We start from the raw sequence: 18810 nt of genomic DNA on the forward strand, positions 1-18810 counted from the left end.
CGGTCCGCATCAATCCCCTCTCACTTAATGTTAGCGCTAACATTTCTAACCATTCCAATATATCCTATTAAAATACCGTTGTAAATGGTAGAGAAGAAGGAGCAAATGACGGGTTTTGTCGAGTTTTGGGAATGGAAATATCCAAATTTATGCTATGATAGATTTAGTCTGTCTATTGGAGTTTTGGCAGCCACTAATCGACTACATTCATTAGGATTTTGCCTCAAGGAGGAGCGCTATGAATATTACAGAAGATTTTATAGATGAACGATTCAAAACATATATTTTAGAAAATTATTGTGAAAATCGCGAATGGATTCAGACGAGCGATGTGGAGCAAATCGTATCGCTGCAGCTCGCAAGCCAAACATATTCAAGTCTGAAGGGCATTGAACATTTTACGTCTCTTGAAGAGCTGGATTGCTCATACAATAACCTGATGGAGCTAGATATCAGCAGCAATCTAAATCTGAGAAAGCTTAACTGCAACAAAAATGAGATTCATGCCTTGAATTTGACGAGCAATAGGAAGCTGGAAGTTCTGGATTGCGGGTTCAACCGAATTCGGGAGCTGGATATTAGCCGCAACGCCATGCTCGTCAAGCTGGACTGTTATTGGAATATCCTCTCGGAATTGCAAATCAATCAGAACACGAAGCTAGAGGAGCTAAACTGCGGCTACAATGCCCTTTTTAATATAAATTTGGATCAAAATATACAGCTTTCACGCCTTGATTGCGGAAACAATTATTTAATAAGCTTGAACGTAAAGGACTGTCCGAGCCTGCTTGAAATTCGCTGCAACAACAATCATCTTACGGAATTGGATGTAACCCACAATCCAGCGCTGCAAAGCTTAAGATGCTTTAATAATCATATTAAAGACTTGGATATTAGCCATAATGCACTTTTAGCCGAGCTTTATTGCTCGGAAAATAAAATCTCGAAGCTGGATACGAGCCATAATCCAAAGCTTGCGCGGCTGGATTATTCGAGCAATCTCATTGTCGAGCCCGATCACACGATCAAAGGAGTTGGAACCTTCGTATACGACGTCTCGCTTACATCCTATTCCACCACGCTTCTATATAAGGAGAAAGAGCTTGCCATAAGTGTGGCTGTCGCCACCAAAGCGGACATGAAATGGCTGTCGTCCACTATCAAAAAAGCGTGGGAGCGCTTTGACCAGTTATGTGATAGCGCTCTGGCTCTGATTGCTGACATGCATCCTGATGAGGATGTGAATGAGCTCGTTTTGTCCGGGCTGGAGTTTGCCGGAGACCGCACTTTTCGTTTAGGCTACGATGCTGGCGACAGTCCAGCGGGGCAGCTATACATTTACGCGGCTTTTAATCATAAGCTTGAAATGGAAAGCGAGCTCATCTATGAAGTTTATTAATAACGATTATTCGAATTCGAAACACAAATCAAATTCCATACACCTGCCAAACAAGACGCCCCGGGAGCTTGCCCCTGGAGCGTCTTTATTTTGTCTATTCATGAGATTTTCAGATTAGGGACTTATAATGCTTCTATATTCATGCTGTAAAGGAGGTTGTCCATGGTTAAGGGCATTCAAAAAATATTGTATGTGATGCTTGCTTGTTTTATCGGACTTTTTATCGCGTCGTCGTTTTTTGTGAGGGCGGAATATCATTTTTACGAATACGGCGATACGCCACACTTGGGAAAGCAGCAGCTGGTTTTATTTATTTTGATCATCGGGACAGTCCTCGCCTTAAGCATCTTTCTATACAAGCTTTGCTTGAAGCTAAACAATTACAGCTGGAAAATCGTTATTCCTGCCACGCTGCTGCTTTCGTGTGCGCTCCAAATCGCGATCATTTTCCTGTTTCCCCGCCTGCCTACGGATGATTCCGAGACGGTGCTTTCTCTGGCGATGAATATGCTGTATCAAAAGGATTATTCCACCTTTCAGACCGGCGGATATCTGTATATGTTTCCGTTTAACTTTTCCATCGTCCTATACTTAAAAACACTGCTGCAGCTATTTCCAGATAATTATTTGGTCATCAAAATCTTTAACATTATGTTTACGCTCGTTACTACACTAATGATTTACTTGCTCTATAGAGAGCTGAATAGCAAGTACAAGGAAAATGACTATGGCGTTCTAGTGTTTGGCGCGACCTATATTCCGGCACTGTTTATGAGCAATTTTATTTATAACGATGTAATCGCTACCGCTTTTCTGACCAGCGCCTTATATTTCTCGGTGAGGTTTATCCGAACAAAATCGCTTAAGACGATCATCCTCGCGGCCATTTTGCTGGCCATTGGCAACTATTTCAGAAGCATCGGCGTCATTTTTCTGATCGCTGTGCTGCTGAGCCTTATTTTCAACATAAGGAAAATCGGAGTGAAGAAGGCTATCGCCTCGCTGCTCCTAATGGCGGCGCTGTTTAATGTTCCGGCCTGGACGCAAAATGCGGTATTGCAAGGGGCGAATGTCGTAGATGAATCGGTCAACGAAAATTCTGCGCCAATCTACATGTGGCTGAATATGGGCATTAACAAAAACACATTTGGGTTTTGGGATAGCCGGCAAAGCTACAATATTTATCAAAGAGACGCGGGCTATAATAAGGCGGACAGTGTAGAGCTGTTTAAGGAGTCGATTAGCAATAAGCTCTCCGAGGCGAGTATAGGCGATTTAACAAAAATGTATTTTAAAAAGATCGTTTGGACGTGGACGGAAGGAACGTACCAGATGGAGCGGTACGGCATGGGCAACGATGGCTCGTCCGATACAGGAGGGAGAAGGAGCTTTAATCTGGAGCGCTACAGCTATACGACATGGGCGACGGACTTGTTTAAAGCTGATTCAAATTATAGAACGGCGCTGCTTTGGATGCTGTATGTGATGAGCTTTCTAATGTATGTCGGGATTTTCATCCGATTGCTTGGTGGAATTAAAGGCAAGCGATTCGAAGAAACCTCTTTAATTCTCGTCATTTTAGGATTCATCGGGTTTTATTTGTTATGGGAAATCAAGTCCCGATATATCTACCCCGTGTATCCATTGCTGATTGTGTTATCCTACATGGGCTTTAAGGATTTTTATGAGTATGGGTGGAAAAAATATTTCCTCCGATAACGATTATAAGCTGGAAGAGGTGAGCTAAAGATGCGCAGTACAAGATATGGCTTTGCTTTAATTATCGTTATGCTCAGCTGCTCCCTGGTGCTTGCCTCATGCGAGGCCATTACCGCTCAAGCGATAACCCAATCGGACGCAGGCTCCAGGGGAAATGGCGGGCGTCAATAGCGATCATACGACTCCAGAAACGCGTTGGGCAAAACGCCAAGCTGCTAAATTTATCAAACAAGAAAACAAGCAATTAGGGAATGGGAAAAAAATGAACGATACCAGTCGAAATTTTCACTCGTAGAAATTATTTACGATTGGGAAAAGTTCTATAGAAGAAAATAATGGGGGAGATTTGGCCTGGGAAGCGCCAATAATAAAATATCCCCCATTAAACAAAAACCGCGAAAGCCTAGTGCTCCGCGGTTTTTCGCATTTTATCCCTAAATTCTTTTATTATTCTTTTATTGGATCTTAGTATAATTATATGGATACGCTAAGGCGTCGCTATTAAGATGCTGATTTCTTGGCGCGTTCTTTAACAAACAGAAAAAAGCAATCGGGAGGCCATAAAATGGATAAAAGAGTATGGAACAGAGCGGCGGTTATGCTTATCGTCATCAGTATGCTCTCAGGCATGCTGCTGACGACGGGGATGCCCCAAGTCGTGTATGCGGCCGAAGATACGGTGAATTTCTCAGGGGGAGACGGCACGCTTGCGAATCCCTATAAAGTGTCAAGCGCGGCGGAATTAAGCAACGTCAATATTCCGGGAGCAGGAGCTTATTTTCAGCAGACAGGGGATATTCACTTGACTGGAAATTGGACGCCGCTCGGGGCTTTTCGCGGTATTTATGACGGCAATGGTTTTGGCATTTATAATCTGAATATGAATTCAGCGGATATCTTTGTGGGCTTGTTTTCAGAATTAGGTAGCGGGGCTTTACTGAAAAATATGACGCTGGCCGATTTCAATATTACGGCTACAGGAAATAATGCGCATGTCGGAGGTTTGGTCGGCTACACCGCATCGAGTGCAACCGTTACGGATAGCAAGGCAAGCGGTCTCCTTTCTTTCACCGATCCTACCTCGGTAGGGGGTCTGGTTGGTAATAACGCAGGGACGATCATCAATAGCTCAAGCAACAGCGTCATTACTAGTGGCGCTGATATCTTTAGTGCGGGCGGCCTGGTCGGTGTGAATGCTGGATCAATCATGGGCAGCAGCGCCAGCGGTTCTGTAAATGCAAATCATCTTCAGGCTTATGCTGGCGGTCTCGTTGGCATGAACGCGGGAACCGTTAGCGATAGCGAAAGCAGCAGTACGGTAACGACGGGAGATGCATCTTCAGCGGGCGGTCTGATTGGCTCCAATACATCAAGCGGAACCATTAATAACAGCTTCGGCTCCGGTAATGCCAGTGGCAAAAATAGCTCGGTTGCCGGGGGGCTAGTCGGCAGAAATGCAGGCAATATCAATGGCAGCTACAGTACAGGCAATACAGACGCCGATACAGATGGAATGGTCGGTGGTTTGGTTGGTTATAAGTCAGCTGGATCGATTAACAATAGCTACAGCACAGGAAGTGCCAGCGGCGATAACTCGGTCTTTGTAGGCGGTCTCATTGGAATGAATATGGGAGATGTCAGCAACAGCTACAGCGTGGGTATTGCAAGTGGCGGAAGGGATGCCACTGGCGGTCTGATTGGCTACAATCCTAGCGGCAATGTTACAAACAGCTATTACTATTATATAAGTGCTGCCACCTCGGCCGGAGGCTCAGCTAAAAATGACGGAGAGCTTATGCAGCAGGCGACCTACTCCGCTTGGGACTTCAACAATGTATGGAGAGTAGTGGAAGGGTACACTTATCCTTCTCTCCAGTGGCAGACTTATACGCCGAAAGAATCCACAGCTTTGGATTATGTGAATTTAACCTGGGATTTGATTAAGGGAACCAATAGCTCGGAAAATAATGTGACAGCGGATCTTCAACTCCCGACAAACGGCGCTGCGGGTTCAACTATCCTATGGAGCGCATCGGTGAGCGGACTCATTAATCCAAGCACAGGCCAAGTGACAAGGGCAACCGATGATGATCATGCCGTTACTTTGACAGCTACAATCAGCAAATCGGGAGGGCAAACCCGGATAAAGTCCTTCAACTTGACCGTAATAGAGACGCCTAACAATAAGCCTAATCGCAAGGCGGATGTAAATGCGGCGGACACTGCCAAAGTAACGCTAAACACGCCTTATACGCTTGATCTCTCGACGATCTTTGAAGATGTGGACAGCGACCCGCTAAGCTATAACGTAGCGGTGAACGGCGCAGCAGCGGTAGCAGCAAGCGCAGCCTACTCCTACACGCCAAATACGGCAGGTCCAGTAACGCTTGTTTTCACGGCAAGTGATGGCGAAGATATTTCGGACGATACGTATACGATGGAGTTGGCGGTGAATCAAGCGCCTGTTCGACAGGCGGCTGTAGCTGCAGCGACAACTGCGACTGTATCATTAAATGCAGCGTATACGCTTGATCTAGCCGCTATTTTTGAAGATGCAGACGCGGATACATTAACCTACGACGTATCCATAGATGGCGCTGCGGCAGTAACAGCAGCAGAGAATTATACGTATACGCCGGCAGCGGCAGGTCAAATTACGCTCGTTTTTACCGCTAATGATGGCATGAGCGATTCATCGGACACGTATACGGTAGAGCTGACGGTGAACACGCTGCCTGTCCGCCAGCCGGATAAGGATGCGACAGTCGAAGCGACGGTGACAGTAAATGCGCCGTTTACGCTCGATCTAGCCACTATTTTTGCAGATGCCGACGGAAATGGATTGACGTACAAGGTATCGGTGGATGGTTCGGCGGCGGTAGCAGCGGCTGAAAATTACACGTACACGCCGACAACAGCAGGCCAAGTAACGCTTCTTTTTACAGCGAACGATGGAACGAACGATTCGGTGGACACCTACACGGTGAAGCTCACGGCTAATACGGTGCCTGTCCGCCAAGCAGATGTAGCTGCAACGACAGCAGCCATTGTGACGGTGAATACGCCGTATACACTTAATCTTGCCAGCATTTTTGAGGATGCGGATGGTGATGGCTTGACGTACAAGGTGTCGGTGGATGGTGCGGCGGCAGTAGCTGCGTCAGAGAATTACATGTATACGCCGACAGCGGGAGGCGAATACACGCTTGTTTTTACGGCGAACGACGGAGTGATAGATTCTGTAGATACCTATACGGTGGAGCTTACAGCTAATACGATGCCAGTACGTCAGTCGAGCGTTGGAGCGACGTCTAATGCCGTTATAACGCTGAACGAGTCCTATACGCTCGATCTAGCTGCTATTTTTGAAGATGCAGACGGCGATGGAATAACGTACAAGGTATCCATAGATGGAGCAGCCGCTGTTGCTGCAACGGAAAATTATATGTACACGCCGACAACAGCAGGCCAAGTAACGCTTCTCTTTACAGCGAACGATGGAACAATCGATTCGGTGGAGACCTATACGGTGGAGCTGACGGTCAACACGGTGCCTGTCCGCCAAGCAGATGTGGATGCGACAGCAACCGCAATTGTGACAGTGAATACGCCATATACACTTGATCTTGCTAACATTTTTGAAGATGCAGATGGCGATGGCTTGACGTACAAGGTGTCGGTGGATGGTATGGCGGCAGTAGCGGCAACCGAGAATTACACGTACACGCCAACATTGGCAGGGACTGTGACGCTGGTCTTCACAGCCAACGATGGATTTACAGATTCAGCGGACACTTATACCGTGACACTGACGGTAAACCAACCAAGCAATGGTAGTGGCGGTAATAGTGGCAATGGTAACGGTGGAGGCAGTACGGTGCCACCGGCATACTCTGTAACCGTTACAGGAAGCGGGGGAACGACGCTTCCAACGCTGCCGGTCAAGGTTGATACAGCAGCAGGGCGCGCAGTCATTTCCATTGGCGAGCTGGCGAAACAGATATTCACCGGCAGCGAGACGACGGTTATGACTGTGCCCAATATCCCTGCTATACAATCTTACACGCTCGAAGTGCCAGCAGATTCACTGACCATGGCGCAAGCCGCTGGTGAACTCATTTTCATAACTCGTGTAGGCAGTATAGCCATTCCAGCTAACATGCTGCATGGCATGGCAGAAACGAATGGGAAAATCGCAAGCCTTACGATCGGCGTTGGCGATAAGAAAGGATTGTCCGCTAAAGGGGCTGAAGCGATTGGCGACCGCCCGCTAATTGAGCTTACATTGGCGCTGAATGGCGTAACGACGCCGTGGAACAATCCAGCTGCGCCAGTTAAAATCACGATCCCTTACGCACCAACGGCTGAAGAATTGAAAAATCCAGAGCATATCGTCATTTGGTATATGGACGGCAGCGGTAACGCCATCGCTGTTCCAAGCGGACGCTATGATGCGGTTAGCGGAACGGTGACCTTTGAAACGTCGCATTTTAGCTCCTACGCAGTGGCTTATGTTCACAAAACCTTTGCAGACTTAGGCAAAGTGGAATGGGCTAGGCACTCAATTGAGGTGATGGCCTCCAAGGGGATCATTGGCGGCACATCGGCTGAGACCTATATGCCTGCCGCCAACATCACTCGGGCCGATTACCTAGTTCTGCTGGTGAAGACGTTAGGGCTGACAACCGAGTTTAAAGAAAACTTCGCTGATGCAGATTCGGACGCCTACTATTATGAAGCGCTGGGCATTGCCAAGCAGCTAGGCTTAGCAACAGGATCAGGCAGCAATGAATTCCATCCACAGGATAGCATCTCGCGGCAGGATATGATCGTACTGACGGCCCGGGCGTTGGAGAAGTTCAGAGGGCTGGAAGCTGAAGCAGATGTCTCCGTGCTGGAGCCTTATAGCGACAGAGAGGATATAGCTGCCTATGCGGAATCAAGCCTCACGCTTCTTGTGGAAGAAGGTTTAATCTCCGGTTCTGGACGTAAGCTTAATCCCGGGGCGCTAACAACCCGCGCGGAAGCAGCGGTATTCCTTTACCGGATTTATAACCAATACTAATCGGCTTTGAACTCCATATAAGTGCTTTATCTCCATCCAAACAGTCCGATCACAAGTGACGGGCAGTCCGTTTGTATTGACCTTTGCGAAGGTAGGGATTGTCGCCGCTGCGGGTATTATCAACTTTGTCGTTCTTACAGCGGCTATGTCGGGATGCAACAGCGGGATTTATAGTGCGGGACGAATGCTGTATACGTTGTCTCAAAACGGTCAGGCCCCCAAATTTCTCGGCAAAGTATCCAAGGGCGGAACTCCTCGAAACAGCATTGTTATGACCATCTGCTTGCTGTTGATCGGTGTATTGTTGAACTATTTAATGCCAGATTCCAAAATGTTTTTGTATATTTACAGTGCAAGTGTTCTTCCGGGAATGGTACCGTGGTTTGCGCTGGCATTCAGCCAGTTTAAATTCAGAAAGCGCTGGAAAAATGACATGCATGACCATACGTTCAAATCGAAGTGGCTTCCGGTTATCGTCATTGTGGGCTATTATGTGTTTGGGATAGGAAAGCGGAAAAGCATGGAGGAAATAGAAAGAAGCGACAATCGTAAATAGAATACGCTGTTTAATGGATGAAAATCCCCTCTTAGAGCATGCGAAATGCCATTTTAAGAGGGGATTTATTTTTTTATTGCTTGTTCAAATCAATTTTAAACGTATCTCCGGCTTTACCACCGAAAACGATGAGTCCGTCTTTTGGCAGCGTCACCGATTTTTCAAGGCTGGCGATCGAGAAGTTGACGATCATTCCTGCCGCATCATACACGGCAAAGCCGCCGCCTGCTGGCACATCCACGATCATCTTTTTATTCGCTGACTTCTTGTCAATTTTGTACCATACGGCATGGCCGCTGGGTGGGATCGTGCTGACCGACGATTTTCCGCTGAAAAGAGGCGCGATCGCATCTTCACGGATAAAGGAGGAGCCATCGATCATCAAATATTCTTTATTTTTCAACGTGTAGAAATGAAGGTCAAAGGCATCTCTTCCGTCCGTAACCGGAATTTCAACAGCATTGACTGCTGTATTTTCATCTACAATTTTAGTGCCTGATGCGTATCCATACTCGGTATTCACAGCTATCTTCTTCACGAAATAGGGCTGCAACAAATAAAAAATAGAAGTGATTTTTTCATTCAAAGGGTAGTAGCTTTTGCCGTTTCTAGTTTCCCAAGCCTGTTTCGTTGCTGGTGTTAAAGGATTAGGGTCCAGCTTCTGATAGCTGTAAACGACCATGAGCGTTTGCCCGATTCCCGGGAAATTCAAATAGGAGCCAAGCTTTAAATACGTTTTGCCATTGGTTTGCTGTTCAAAGCTTAAGGTGATGTTGCCTTCCTTATTTTTGAATTGTCCATTGCCCGTATAGACGTATTTTTGTTCAGGTATAAATCCTCCCATTAAAGCGGGTAAAGCAAGCTCTCCGTCCTCAATCGCAATATCCAACGTTGATCCCACCGTACCGTAAAATCCAGAATTAGCAAGCAAACTTGCCGGCATATCGACTTTCACGGAAGGCTCGAACGTTTTATCGGGCATGATGTCTGGAATGATATTCTCCGCTTTTAAATATTCTAACAACACATTGGTTGCAAAAACGCTGTTGTAAAGGGAGCTTCCTCCCGAGGAAAGCACGGCGATGGAAATGTTGTGCTCAGGCAGCGCAATCAGGGCAGCGTGATACATCATCGTATCTCCGCCTTTAGAGAGGGCTGTTATTCCATAATCATCAAACGGTGCCAAGCTGACGGCATCCCAGCCAAGACCATAGTTAAAGGTATTGGACTCATCCGAAACCCAGATGCCTTTTTTATACTCATGGCTTTGCATCGCTTCAGCAGATTGTGCGGATAAAATATCAGGATAATTGCCGATTAATACGTCAGCGAATTTACTTAATTCCTCTGCCGTTGAGTAAATGCCTCCTGTCCCAATGACATTGGCGTTTTCGACGGGCATAGCCTGATTCATCGTCGGAAAATACGTTTTAGCCAGCCGAGTCCGATCAAAGGAGTCGAGTGGTGTTTTCGTAGCGCTTAAATTCAGAGGCTTGGCTATACGCTGCGCAATGAATTCGGTATAGCTTAAACCGCTCACTCGTTCAACCAACTGCTCAAGCAGCTGGAAACCGTCATTGCTATATACCGAATATTCGCCGGGAGCTGATTTTAACCGTTCGGATTGCAAGCGGAGCAATAATTTATCATGATTGCTTGTATCATTGTCACCAAACAGCATGCTGCTTTCATAGTGGGAGCCGTAAAGTCCTGCTGAATGATTCATGAGCATACGCGGCGTTATTTGCTTGTAGCGCTCATCGGCCATTTTAAAATCCTTGATATACGTCGTCAGCGGCTTATCGATATCGATTTGCTTAGCATCAGCGAGCATCATCGCTGCCGCTGTAACGTACATTTTGCTTACCGAGCCTATTCCGAGCATCGTGTCCTTCGTAATGGGCGCCTTGGTCGCTTTATCATCTACCCCCGCGCTATCCGATAGGGCAACGGCCCCCTCATCCATAATCGCATATTGCAGCCCGCTGACACCGTAATTGGACACAATCTCCGAGGCGAGCAGCTCTGCCTTTTCCTTAACCGTATCCAGAGCCGCCCCCTTATTCGCCTGAGCAAACGTCTGGGTTACGGGGATAATGAACAGCGCAGCAGCCATTAATCCAGCAATCATTTTTTTCATTTTTAAAATCCTCCTCTTAAGTCCATTGCCAAATTTTACTTCCTGCATGTATCTTACTAGGAGGGAGAGGCATATGGAGCAAATGACCCTGAAACGAAAAAAACAATCCCTAAACAACAAGATTGTTTAAGGATTGTTCGTTCAAAAGGGCAGCATGACCATATTTTGAAAACGTTTCGGCTTCGTCTCGATCGTCATATGACCACCATATTTGTCGCATATTCTAGCAATGTTGGTTAAGCCAATGCCATGGTACTCTGGGTTCGGCTTCTGGCTGTTCAACGAGGCGGCCTCTGTTTCCATATGATTAAGGATATGGATGAACAGTGCCGATTCATTGGCATGGATGTGAATGAGAATGGAGCGATCCTCAGCGATTCGCACCTGTTTAGAAGCTTCGATGGCATTATCCAGCATATTTCCTAGGACGACACATAGGTCATACCGGTCAATGGCAACTTCCTGGGCGTTCAGGTTAAGCTTCGTATCGATTCGTATGCCATTCGCCTGGCCAATCGTAAGCGTATTCGTAACAAGCGCATCAATAACGAGATTCCCCGTATTCACCCTCTGATAGGCGCCTTCGACTTTGTTTAACGTTGTCTTAATATGCTCCATCGCTGCCGCCAGCTCATTTCGTTTAATACATTCCTCGATGTACAAAAACTGCTGGTTCGTATCATGAATGATCCTCTTAATCGATTTGAAGCTATGAACGGTTTTCTCGTAATTGGCATCCTGATAGTCCATCTGCTGCTGCAATTGGGCATTCTCATGCATAAATTGAAATTTTTCAATAATCATATCAAAAATATAAATGATCATCACATTGATGAAAAGAAATCCGATGACCGATATGAAATAGTGAATGTTCTTTTCGCTATAGCTTGTCAGCACATTAAGCTGGTACAGGCTGATTGCAGGGATAATCATGATGAGCAAATAGTAACGGTAATGCAAAGAGAAGCTTCGGTGTTTGGCAATTAGCCGGATCATTTGAATGACTGCAAACATGATGACGCAGGTGAGCAAAGTAGCCTTCGTATAAGCGAGCTGATCCTGAGCATTAATCGAATTAAAGTTGCTGAAGTCAACGGAATCCAGTTTATAAAAAATATAAAGCGAGATGAGATTAACGATGGACATTAGCACGCCATAAAGGATCGTGAAAATGATTTTGGCTTTTAACTCGACCTTATAAGACTGAGCCAAACTAAATATGACAAGCAGCGCAAAAATCGAGGATACAACAGGAGAGATATAAAAAAGTAAATACAGACAATTGAGCACGATAAAAACAATAAAATAAAGGAATCGATAAGGCTTTCTAGTTGGCTTGCCAAAAACCGAATTGAAGAAAAAAGAAATCTGGACGCCCATCACAAGAGCAATGCTAAATACAATAAACAGGTTGTCATGACTCATTTTCATTGACCCTCATGATCATAAATTTGGTATAAAAATCCTTCACTTCTTTAATTTTTGAACGGCCGATCGGCAGCTCCAGGCCACTAGACATGAGAACGACCCCGCTCGCAAACTTCTTCACATGGAGCAGATTAATAATAATGGATCGATGAATTTGCAAGAAGTTGCTGTCCTTCAAGGCTAAAGCATAATCGGCAAGAATGCCTTTGCTTTCATAGGTTCCATGTGAGGTTATAAAATTCAGCTTGCTCTTTACGCTTAAGCTTTTGGCTGCCTCGATGCCAATGATGTCATCATATTTTAAAACAACCTCTTCATAAGCCGACTTGATGACCAGAAACTTTTTGTGAAGCGCTTGAAAGTATTGGCATAGCTTCATTATTTTTTCCTCAAGGATCGCAGGGGCTACCGGCTTTAATAAATATTGAAAGGTCATGACGTCAAAGCTTTCGACCATATATTCCGGGTAGCTTGTCAGGAAGACAATTTGCTCATCGAGGCGATGGAGCCCTCTAATTTTTCGAGCGGTTTGAATCCCGTTTAGCCCGCCCATTTCAACATCCAATATTAAAATATGGAAAGGCGCTTCTTCCCGCTCGTAATGAGAGAGAAGCTGTTCTCCCGAGCTGAATAATTCGATTTCAAAATCGATATTGGACTTGATCGACAAAGCAATCAGCATGCTTCTAACGAGCTCTCTTTGCTTTTCCTCATCCTCACAAATTGCTACTCGATACATAAAAGGATACCTCCCTCAGTTCCACTTGCGTCATTGTACGACGGTATCTAAATATCATACAATTATTTGGCGATGAAAAAACAGCTTTTGGGTAAAATGCATATTTGAATCCCTCAAATGACGTAAATAGGTAATAGTCGTAAAAATGGGACAGCATATAAGAGCGGTATCCGCTCATCGTTAAGAAAATGTTAAACCATTCATAAGTATTGAGGCCCTTGTTGTTAAACTGTTTCCTTCATAATGCAGGGAGGGTAAACTGTAGGGGACGAGGCAAGGGGCTTGGGAGGAAAGGGGTCACACAATGGCTGCTGCAACGATATTAATGGTCGATGATGAGAAGGAAATATTGAAACTGATTGAGATTTATTTGCTGAATGAAGGCTATCAGCTGCTGCAGGCGTCGAACGGATTAGAGGCGCTTGAGCTGCTGAGTAAACATAGCGTTGATCTGATCATACTTGATGTGATGATGCCGAAGATGGACGGACTGGAAGCCTGCATGAAAATTCGCGAGGATCACAATATCCCGATTATTATGCTGTCAGCGAAGACGCAGGATATCGATAAAATTACGGGTCTTAGCATCGGTGCTGACGAATATGTGTCCAAGCCGTTCAGTCCGCTTGTGCTCGTTGCGCGTATTAAGTCGCATTTGCGCCGTTATAATCGGATGAGTATTCAGAAGTCGGAGCCGAGCAGCGACCAGCAAATTGTAATTGATGATCTTGTCATTAATATTGATGCCCATACCGTTACCGCCGACGGGCAAGAGGTAAAGCTGACGCCGCGTGAATTCGCCGTACTGGAGCTGCTTGCTATTAATCGGGGCATTGTTTTGAGTACGGAGCGAATTTACGAGGTAGCCTGGAATGAGCCTTTCATGGAATCGAAAAATACGGTCATGGTGCATATTCGTAAAATTCGCGAGAAAATCGAAAAGGACCCGCAGCATCCGAAGTTTATTAAAACGGTATGGGGCATCGGCTACAAAATGGAGGCGCTATGAACAGTGAGCAAATGAGACGCCTTATATTTGCTACGCTGGGAAGCTTCGCGATTACGATAATTGGCTTGTTTGTCGCCTATGGGCTGTCAGCCAATGTGCTCATGAATTTTCGGCCATTCCGGGAAACCGTAAGAGGGCTGCAAAATATTGTAGGGACTTTACCGCTTGTCATATTTGCGGCTTTGCTTTTGTTTAGCCTCTGTTTAATCTTCTTCTACAGTCGGGAGACGAATGCGGCAAAGGCTGGTTATCGCGGAAGCCTTGCAGCATTTGGAACGGGAAGCTGGCTGTTTCGAACGATTCGCTGGAAGCTCGTATTCGGGTTTTTAATAAGCCTCGTCATCAGCTTTATTTTATTTATGCTGCTTTATTTTGCAGTCGTATTGCTTGTAGAAATAGCGCCGCTAGGCGAGCTCATACGCGGCATTATTGAAACGATAGGGCGTTTGCCGCTTATTATCGCCACCTGCTTTTTTCTCTTCCTGGTCGTATTTTTCCTAATCAGCAATCAAACGATTCATTATTTAAGGGAAATTACCTTCGGCCTCCAGCAAATTGCTAATGGCAATCTGAACTACGAGATCGCGGTAAAATCCTCGGATGAATTGGGCGAGGTCGCATATAACATCAATCAAATGGGCCACAAGCTGAACATGTTGATTGAGGAGGAGCGTAAGGCGGAGAAGACGAAAAATGATTTGATCACTGGTGTTTCTCATGATTTGCGCACACCTTTGACTTCGGTTCTCGGCTTTCTGGAGCTGATCGAACAGGATCGCTATAAAGATGAGGTCGAGCTTCGGTATTACATTGGCATTGCCTATGAAAAGTCATTAAGCTTGAAAAAATTAATTGATGATTTATTCGAATTTACGCGGGTCAATAACGGCATGCCTTTGGAAAAGCTCGAATTGGATTTGAACGGTTTTATCCAGCAGCTGTTAGAGGAGTTCGTGCCGAATTTGGAAGCGGCAGGAATGAAGGGGCGTGTCTTTCCAGACGCTGCTCCGCTCAAAATTAAGGCCGATGGCGACCGGCTGGTCAGAGCCTTTGAAAATTTGGTCATGAATGCAATTCAATACGGGCAGGAAGGCGGCTATGTCGATGTCCGTTTGCGGCGGGAGCAGGGCTATGCTGTAGTGGAGGTCGTCAATTATGGCGAGTCGATTCCCGAAAAATATTTGCCTTATTTATTTGAACGCTTCTATCGCGGAGACCAATCCCGGTCACAGCAGACGGGCGGGACGGGACTTGGGCTCTCGATTGCGAAGAGCATTGTGGAGCTGCATGATGGAACGATTGCGGTAAAAAGCAGGCGGGGCGAGACGATATTTGAAACGCGCTTTCCTTTATATTAATAACGAAAACACAATGACCTTGTATACGAGGAATTGTGTTTTTTGTTTTTGCTAAACAAATGTTAAGAAGTGTTAAGAAATGTTAAGAAATGATAAGCAAATGTTTCGATTCTACTAAGCTTACGGTTATAGGCTCATAAGAGAAGCCCGCTATGCTAGATTCATACATCTGATAGGGGGATGAAGGAGAACATGAATAAAATACGAGTGGGCGTATTGTTCGGCGGTTGTTCTACGGAATATAAAGTGTCGTTATCCTCAGCAGCCGCTGTTCTGGAGCATTTAAATCGAGATAAATATGATGTCGTCATGATCGGTATTACGAGAGACGGACGCTGGTATAGATATAACGGGGACCTAACAGACATTCGGGAGGATCGCTGGAGCAGCCAGTCTGCCCAGTGCGTCCCGGCTGTTCTATCTCCGAGCAAAGAAACGAGAGGACTCATTGAGATTGTGCATACGGAATTTCACATCACAACGTTAGATGTCGTATTCCCGGTTTTGCATGGTAAAAATGGCGAGGATGGCACCGTGCAGGGGCTGCTTGAGCTGTCGGGCCTGCCATTCGTAGGCTGCGGCACATTATCCTCTGCCATTTGCATGGATAAAGCGGTGGCCAAAAATGTAGTCCAAGCTGCCGGACTGGAGGTACCGCCATCGATTACCGTCCTGGCTGGCGATTCCATTGCCAAAGCAGTGGGGGCAGCGGCGAAGCTGGGCTTCCCGCTTTATGTGAAGCCTTCCAGATCCGGTTCCTCCATCGGGATAACGAAAGCTTACACAGAGCAAGAGCTGATAAGCGGCATTGAGGAAGCTTTTGCCCATGACGGAAAAGTTGTAATCGAGCAGCATGTGAATGGCTTTGAAGTGGGCTGCGCTATACTTGGCGATGCCTCGCAGCCCATAATCGGTGAAATCGATGAAATTGCGCTGACGGGCGAGTTTTTTGACCATGTAGAAAAATATTCGCTAGGCACAGCAGCCATTCATCTGCCTGCCCACATCGATAAGGATACGGCGGATAAAGTGAAAGCTATGGCACTGCGGATTTATAGCGTGCTGGGGTGCAGCGGTCTAGCAAGGGTTGATTTATTTTATGCGAGCGATGGGCGGCTCTTATTTAATGAAGTCAACACGCTTCCCGGATTCACGGCGCACAGCAGGTATCCGAATATGATGAAGCATGCAGGCATTGACTTTCCTGAGCTGCTGGACCGTCTCATCGAGCTGGAGACAGCAAAGGCGGCATTATGATGGAAGCTATAAGCATAAGCCGCAAGCCCAGCGGGAGGAAGCATGAAAGGCAGCATGAATGCCGTATACAGGTGAACCGAGAAGACGTGCATAAAGGCTGCTTAATTCTAGTGAATCAGGAAAATCCGGTCAAACAAATTGTGCCCAGCCTCCGGTCATTGCCGGCAAGTATACGTAAGGCCAGCCATGTGCAGGAGCAGCGGATTATGCTTGATAAAATGTGCATCCAGCCATTGTCCGCGCTCTTGGAGGCGTGCCAGGCGGCGGACGATATTGCCGCAGTAAGCGGCTATCGTTCCAGAGAAGCGCAAGCCAAAATATATGCGGCTTCGCTAGAGGAGAATGGAGCGGCTTTCACATCGAGATATGTGGCCATTCCGGGGGCAAGCGAGCACCAGACGGGGCTTGCTGTAGATGTGGGGCTGTGCATGGGCGATATCGATTATATTTGTCCGACGTTTCCCGATGATGGCGCGAGCGGCAGGTTCAAAGCGCTTGCGGCAGAGTACGGTTTTATCCAAAGATATGAGGAAAGCAAGGAAGCCATTACGGGCATCGCTTGCGAGCCGTGGCATTACCGTTACGTGGGTTATCCGCATTCTATGCTTATGAAGCAGCTGGATTTGTGCTTGGAGGAGTACACGGCCTATATGAAGAGCTTCTCTTACCACAAGGAGCATCTTTATGTGGAGGGGCGTTCTGCCTTCGCCGAAATTTATTATGTGGAAGCAGAGGAGCAGGTAACAACGGTACCTATTATTAGAGGAGATAGCTATCAACTATCCGGCAATAATCAGGACGGCTTTGTTGTGACAGTATTTCATCAGAAGGGCGATGGGAGCTGTGAGTAAATTTGGCTATGGTGGTATGGACTATTTCAAGCTGGCTGCTGCGACTCGAAAGCCAGCTCTGCATCGAGCATGGACAGAAATCAATCTCGATCATTTAGTGCATAATCTCAGGCAGTTTAAAAAGGTTGCCCAAGCAGGCACTCAAATCATGGCGGTGGTCAAAGCGGACGCATACGGTCATGGCAGCATCCCGATTTCAAGGAAGCTTAATGAAGCGGGCGTTCGCTCCTTCGCTGTTGCAGCAATTGATGAAGGCATAGCCTTGCGCAAAAAAGGGATCAAAGGCGATATCCTCATTTTAGGCTATACGCCGTTGCATCGTCTTCAGGAGCTGCGCCGCTACAAGCTGGTACAGACCGTTATTAATGCGGATGATGCAGAGAGGCTGCAAGCTTTTGGCAAAAAAATAAAGGTGCATATTAAAATCAATACGGGCATGAATCGGCTGGGTGAACATTACAACGACATGGAGCGTATACGGTCGATGTATCAGCATAAAAATTTGCAAGTTATGGGCACATTCAGCCACCTCACGTCTGCGGAAAGTCACCGCAAGGAGGATGTGGATTTTACGAGGCTTCAGTTAGAGCGATTCGACAGCGTGGTCAATCAGCTCCTAGCAGATGGCGTAAATCCGGGCATCACCCATATCCAGAGCAGCTACGGCATTTTAAATTATCCGGATCGAGGTTATGGAATGGTTAGGCCAGGCATCGCCCTGTATGGCATCCTGAGCCAGGATAACGACCGCGTGCATGCGAACGTCGAGCTGCGTCCGGTCTTGTCACTGAAAGCGACCGTTACGTTGGTCAAGAGCATTCATGCAGGTGAGCCCGTCGGATACAATGGCTGCTACACGCCTTCACGAGACAGCAAAATCGCAACGGTATCGATTGGCTATGCCGACGGCATTCCGCGCGAGCTGTCCCAAAAAGGAGGCTGTGTACTCATACATGGCCAGCGGGCTTTAATAGTAGGGAAAATCTGCATGGATCAGTTGATGGTCGATGTGACTTCGATAGCCGGGGTTCAGCAAGGGGATACGGCAACGCTGATCGGACAAGATGGCAAGGAGAGCATAACAGCCGGAGAAATCGCCAAGCGAGTTGGAACGATAACGAATGAAGTGGTTAGCACACTCAGCAGCAGAGTGGAAAATGTGTATATCTCTAACGCTTTAGGCGTGGAGAGGGCTAAATCATATGCGCAAATAAAGAGAAAGACGAAGCTGCTTTATTAATAATTAATGGACTGTTCACAAGGAGCAGTCTATTTTTTTGTTTTTTCCA

General features: G+C 46.5%; 13 protein-coding genes. 10 read left to right on the plus strand and 3 right to left on the minus strand.

Annotated elements, in window-relative coordinates:
• Positions 1 to 238 precede the first annotated feature (238 nt).
• From AC50Y5_RS05675 to AC50Y5_RS05695, 5 genes are all read left to right on the plus strand, one after another.
• Positions 239 to 1399, plus strand: a complete 1161-nt coding sequence (locus AC50Y5_RS05675) for a leucine-rich repeat domain-containing protein (RefSeq protein ID WP_494859081.1) — start codon at positions 239 to 241, stop codon at positions 1397 to 1399.
• A gap of 162 nt (positions 1400 to 1561) precedes the next feature.
• On the plus strand, positions 1562 to 3118 hold the full coding sequence (locus tag AC50Y5_RS05680) for a glycosyltransferase family 39 protein (RefSeq protein WP_494859083.1): 1557 nt from the start codon (positions 1562 to 1564) through the stop codon (positions 3116 to 3118).
• A 30-nt stretch (positions 3119 to 3148) separates the two neighbouring features.
• The gene (locus AC50Y5_RS05685) at positions 3149 to 3289 is read left to right on the plus strand and encodes a hypothetical protein (protein WP_155973113.1); all 141 of its coding nucleotides are present in this window, start codon (positions 3149 to 3151) and stop codon (positions 3287 to 3289) included.
• 394 nt (positions 3290 to 3683) lie between these two features.
• Positions 3684 to 8183 (plus strand): Ig-like domain-containing protein, encoded by a 4500-nt coding sequence (locus AC50Y5_RS05690; RefSeq protein ID WP_494859085.1) that lies wholly within the window; start codon positions 3684 to 3686, stop codon positions 8181 to 8183.
• Between the two features lie 28 nt (positions 8184 to 8211).
• A complete protein-coding gene (locus tag AC50Y5_RS05695) occupies positions 8212 to 8739 on the plus strand; it encodes an amino acid permease (RefSeq protein ID WP_494859706.1) in 528 nt (175 codons plus the stop codon).
• A gap of 73 nt (positions 8740 to 8812) precedes the next feature.
• Here AC50Y5_RS05695 and AC50Y5_RS05700 read toward each other — a convergent pair whose 3' ends face one another.
• The 3 genes from AC50Y5_RS05700 to AC50Y5_RS05710 all read right to left on the minus strand — a co-directional run bounded on the left by AC50Y5_RS05700 (position 8813) and on the right by AC50Y5_RS05710 (position 13046).
• Positions 8813 to 10879 carry a serine hydrolase domain-containing protein gene (locus AC50Y5_RS05700; RefSeq protein WP_494859087.1) on the minus strand — a complete coding sequence of 689 codons (2067 nt, stop codon included), beginning with the start codon at positions 10877 to 10879 and terminating at the stop codon, positions 8813 to 8815.
• A 141-nt stretch (positions 10880 to 11020) separates the two neighbouring features.
• Positions 11021 to 12304: an ATP-binding protein gene (locus AC50Y5_RS05705; RefSeq protein ID WP_056034601.1), complete on the minus strand. Its 1284-nt coding sequence runs from the start codon at positions 12302 to 12304 to the stop codon at positions 11021 to 11023.
• Complete coding sequence (locus AC50Y5_RS05710) at positions 12294 to 13046, minus strand: LytR/AlgR family response regulator transcription factor (RefSeq protein WP_494859090.1); 753 nt, start codon at positions 13044 to 13046, stop codon at positions 12294 to 12296. Before AC50Y5_RS05710 ends, AC50Y5_RS05705 begins: the two co-directional genes overlap by 11 nt.
• 304 nt (positions 13047 to 13350) lie before the next feature.
• On the opposite strand from AC50Y5_RS05710, the gene AC50Y5_RS05715 reads away from it, so the two are divergent.
• From AC50Y5_RS05715 to vanT, 5 genes are all read left to right on the plus strand, one after another.
• Positions 13351 to 14055: a response regulator transcription factor gene (locus AC50Y5_RS05715; protein WP_099516986.1), complete on the plus strand. Its 705-nt coding sequence runs from the start codon at positions 13351 to 13353 to the stop codon at positions 14053 to 14055.
• Complete coding sequence (locus AC50Y5_RS05720; RefSeq protein ID WP_235533133.1) at positions 14052 to 15413, plus strand: sensor histidine kinase; 1362 nt, start codon at positions 14052 to 14054, stop codon at positions 15411 to 15413. Before AC50Y5_RS05715 ends, AC50Y5_RS05720 begins: the two co-directional genes overlap by 4 nt.
• A 192-nt stretch (positions 15414 to 15605) precedes the next feature.
• Positions 15606 to 16670, plus strand: coding sequence for a D-alanine--D-serine ligase VanG (gene vanG, locus AC50Y5_RS05725; protein ID WP_494859093.1), 1065 nt, complete (start codon positions 15606 to 15608; stop codon positions 16668 to 16670).
• Positions 16667 to 17521, plus strand: coding sequence for a D-alanyl-D-alanine carboxypeptidase family protein (locus tag AC50Y5_RS05730; RefSeq protein ID WP_235533134.1), 855 nt, complete (start codon positions 16667 to 16669; stop codon positions 17519 to 17521). The genes vanG and AC50Y5_RS05730 overlap by 4 nt, the downstream gene beginning before the upstream one ends.
• Entirely contained in the window at positions 17514 to 18761 is a 1248-nt protein-coding gene (gene vanT, locus AC50Y5_RS05735) for a serine racemase VanT catalytic subunit (protein ID WP_235533135.1), read from the plus strand. Before AC50Y5_RS05730 ends, vanT begins: the two co-directional genes overlap by 8 nt.
• Positions 18762 to 18810 lie beyond the last annotated feature (49 nt).

This window comes from Paenibacillus sp. JT22N7 (assembly GCF_059383875.1).

Excerpts from the sequence above, each read along its gene's own strand:
- AC50Y5_RS05715 (WP_099516986.1), top strand. The coding sequence starts at position 13,351 with ATGGCTGCTGCAACGATATTAATGGTCGATGATGAGAAGGAAATATTG.
- AC50Y5_RS05700 (WP_494859087.1), bottom strand. The coding sequence starts at position 10,879 with ATGAAAAAAATGATTGCTGGATTAATGGCTGCTGCGCTGTTCATTATC.
- AC50Y5_RS05680 (WP_494859083.1), top strand. The coding sequence starts at position 1,562 with ATGGTTAAGGGCATTCAAAAAATATTGTATGTGATGCTTGCTTGTTTT.
- vanG (WP_494859093.1), top strand. The coding sequence starts at position 15,606 with ATGAATAAAATACGAGTGGGCGTATTGTTCGGCGGTTGTTCTACGGAA.
- AC50Y5_RS05730 (WP_235533134.1), top strand. The coding sequence starts at position 16,667 with ATGATGGAAGCTATAAGCATAAGCCGCAAGCCCAGCGGGAGGAAGCAT.
- AC50Y5_RS05675 (WP_494859081.1), top strand. The coding sequence starts at position 239 with ATGAATATTACAGAAGATTTTATAGATGAACGATTCAAAACATATATT.
- AC50Y5_RS05720 (WP_235533133.1), top strand. The coding sequence starts at position 14,052 with ATGAACAGTGAGCAAATGAGACGCCTTATATTTGCTACGCTGGGAAGC.
- AC50Y5_RS05685 (WP_155973113.1), top strand. The coding sequence starts at position 3,149 with ATGCGCAGTACAAGATATGGCTTTGCTTTAATTATCGTTATGCTCAGC.
- AC50Y5_RS05710 (WP_494859090.1), bottom strand. The coding sequence starts at position 13,046 with ATGTATCGAGTAGCAATTTGTGAGGATGAGGAAAAGCAAAGAGAGCTC.
- AC50Y5_RS05705 (WP_056034601.1), bottom strand. The coding sequence starts at position 12,304 with ATGAGTCATGACAACCTGTTTATTGTATTTAGCATTGCTCTTGTGATG.
- AC50Y5_RS05690 (WP_494859085.1), top strand. The coding sequence starts at position 3,684 with ATGGATAAAAGAGTATGGAACAGAGCGGCGGTTATGCTTATCGTCATC.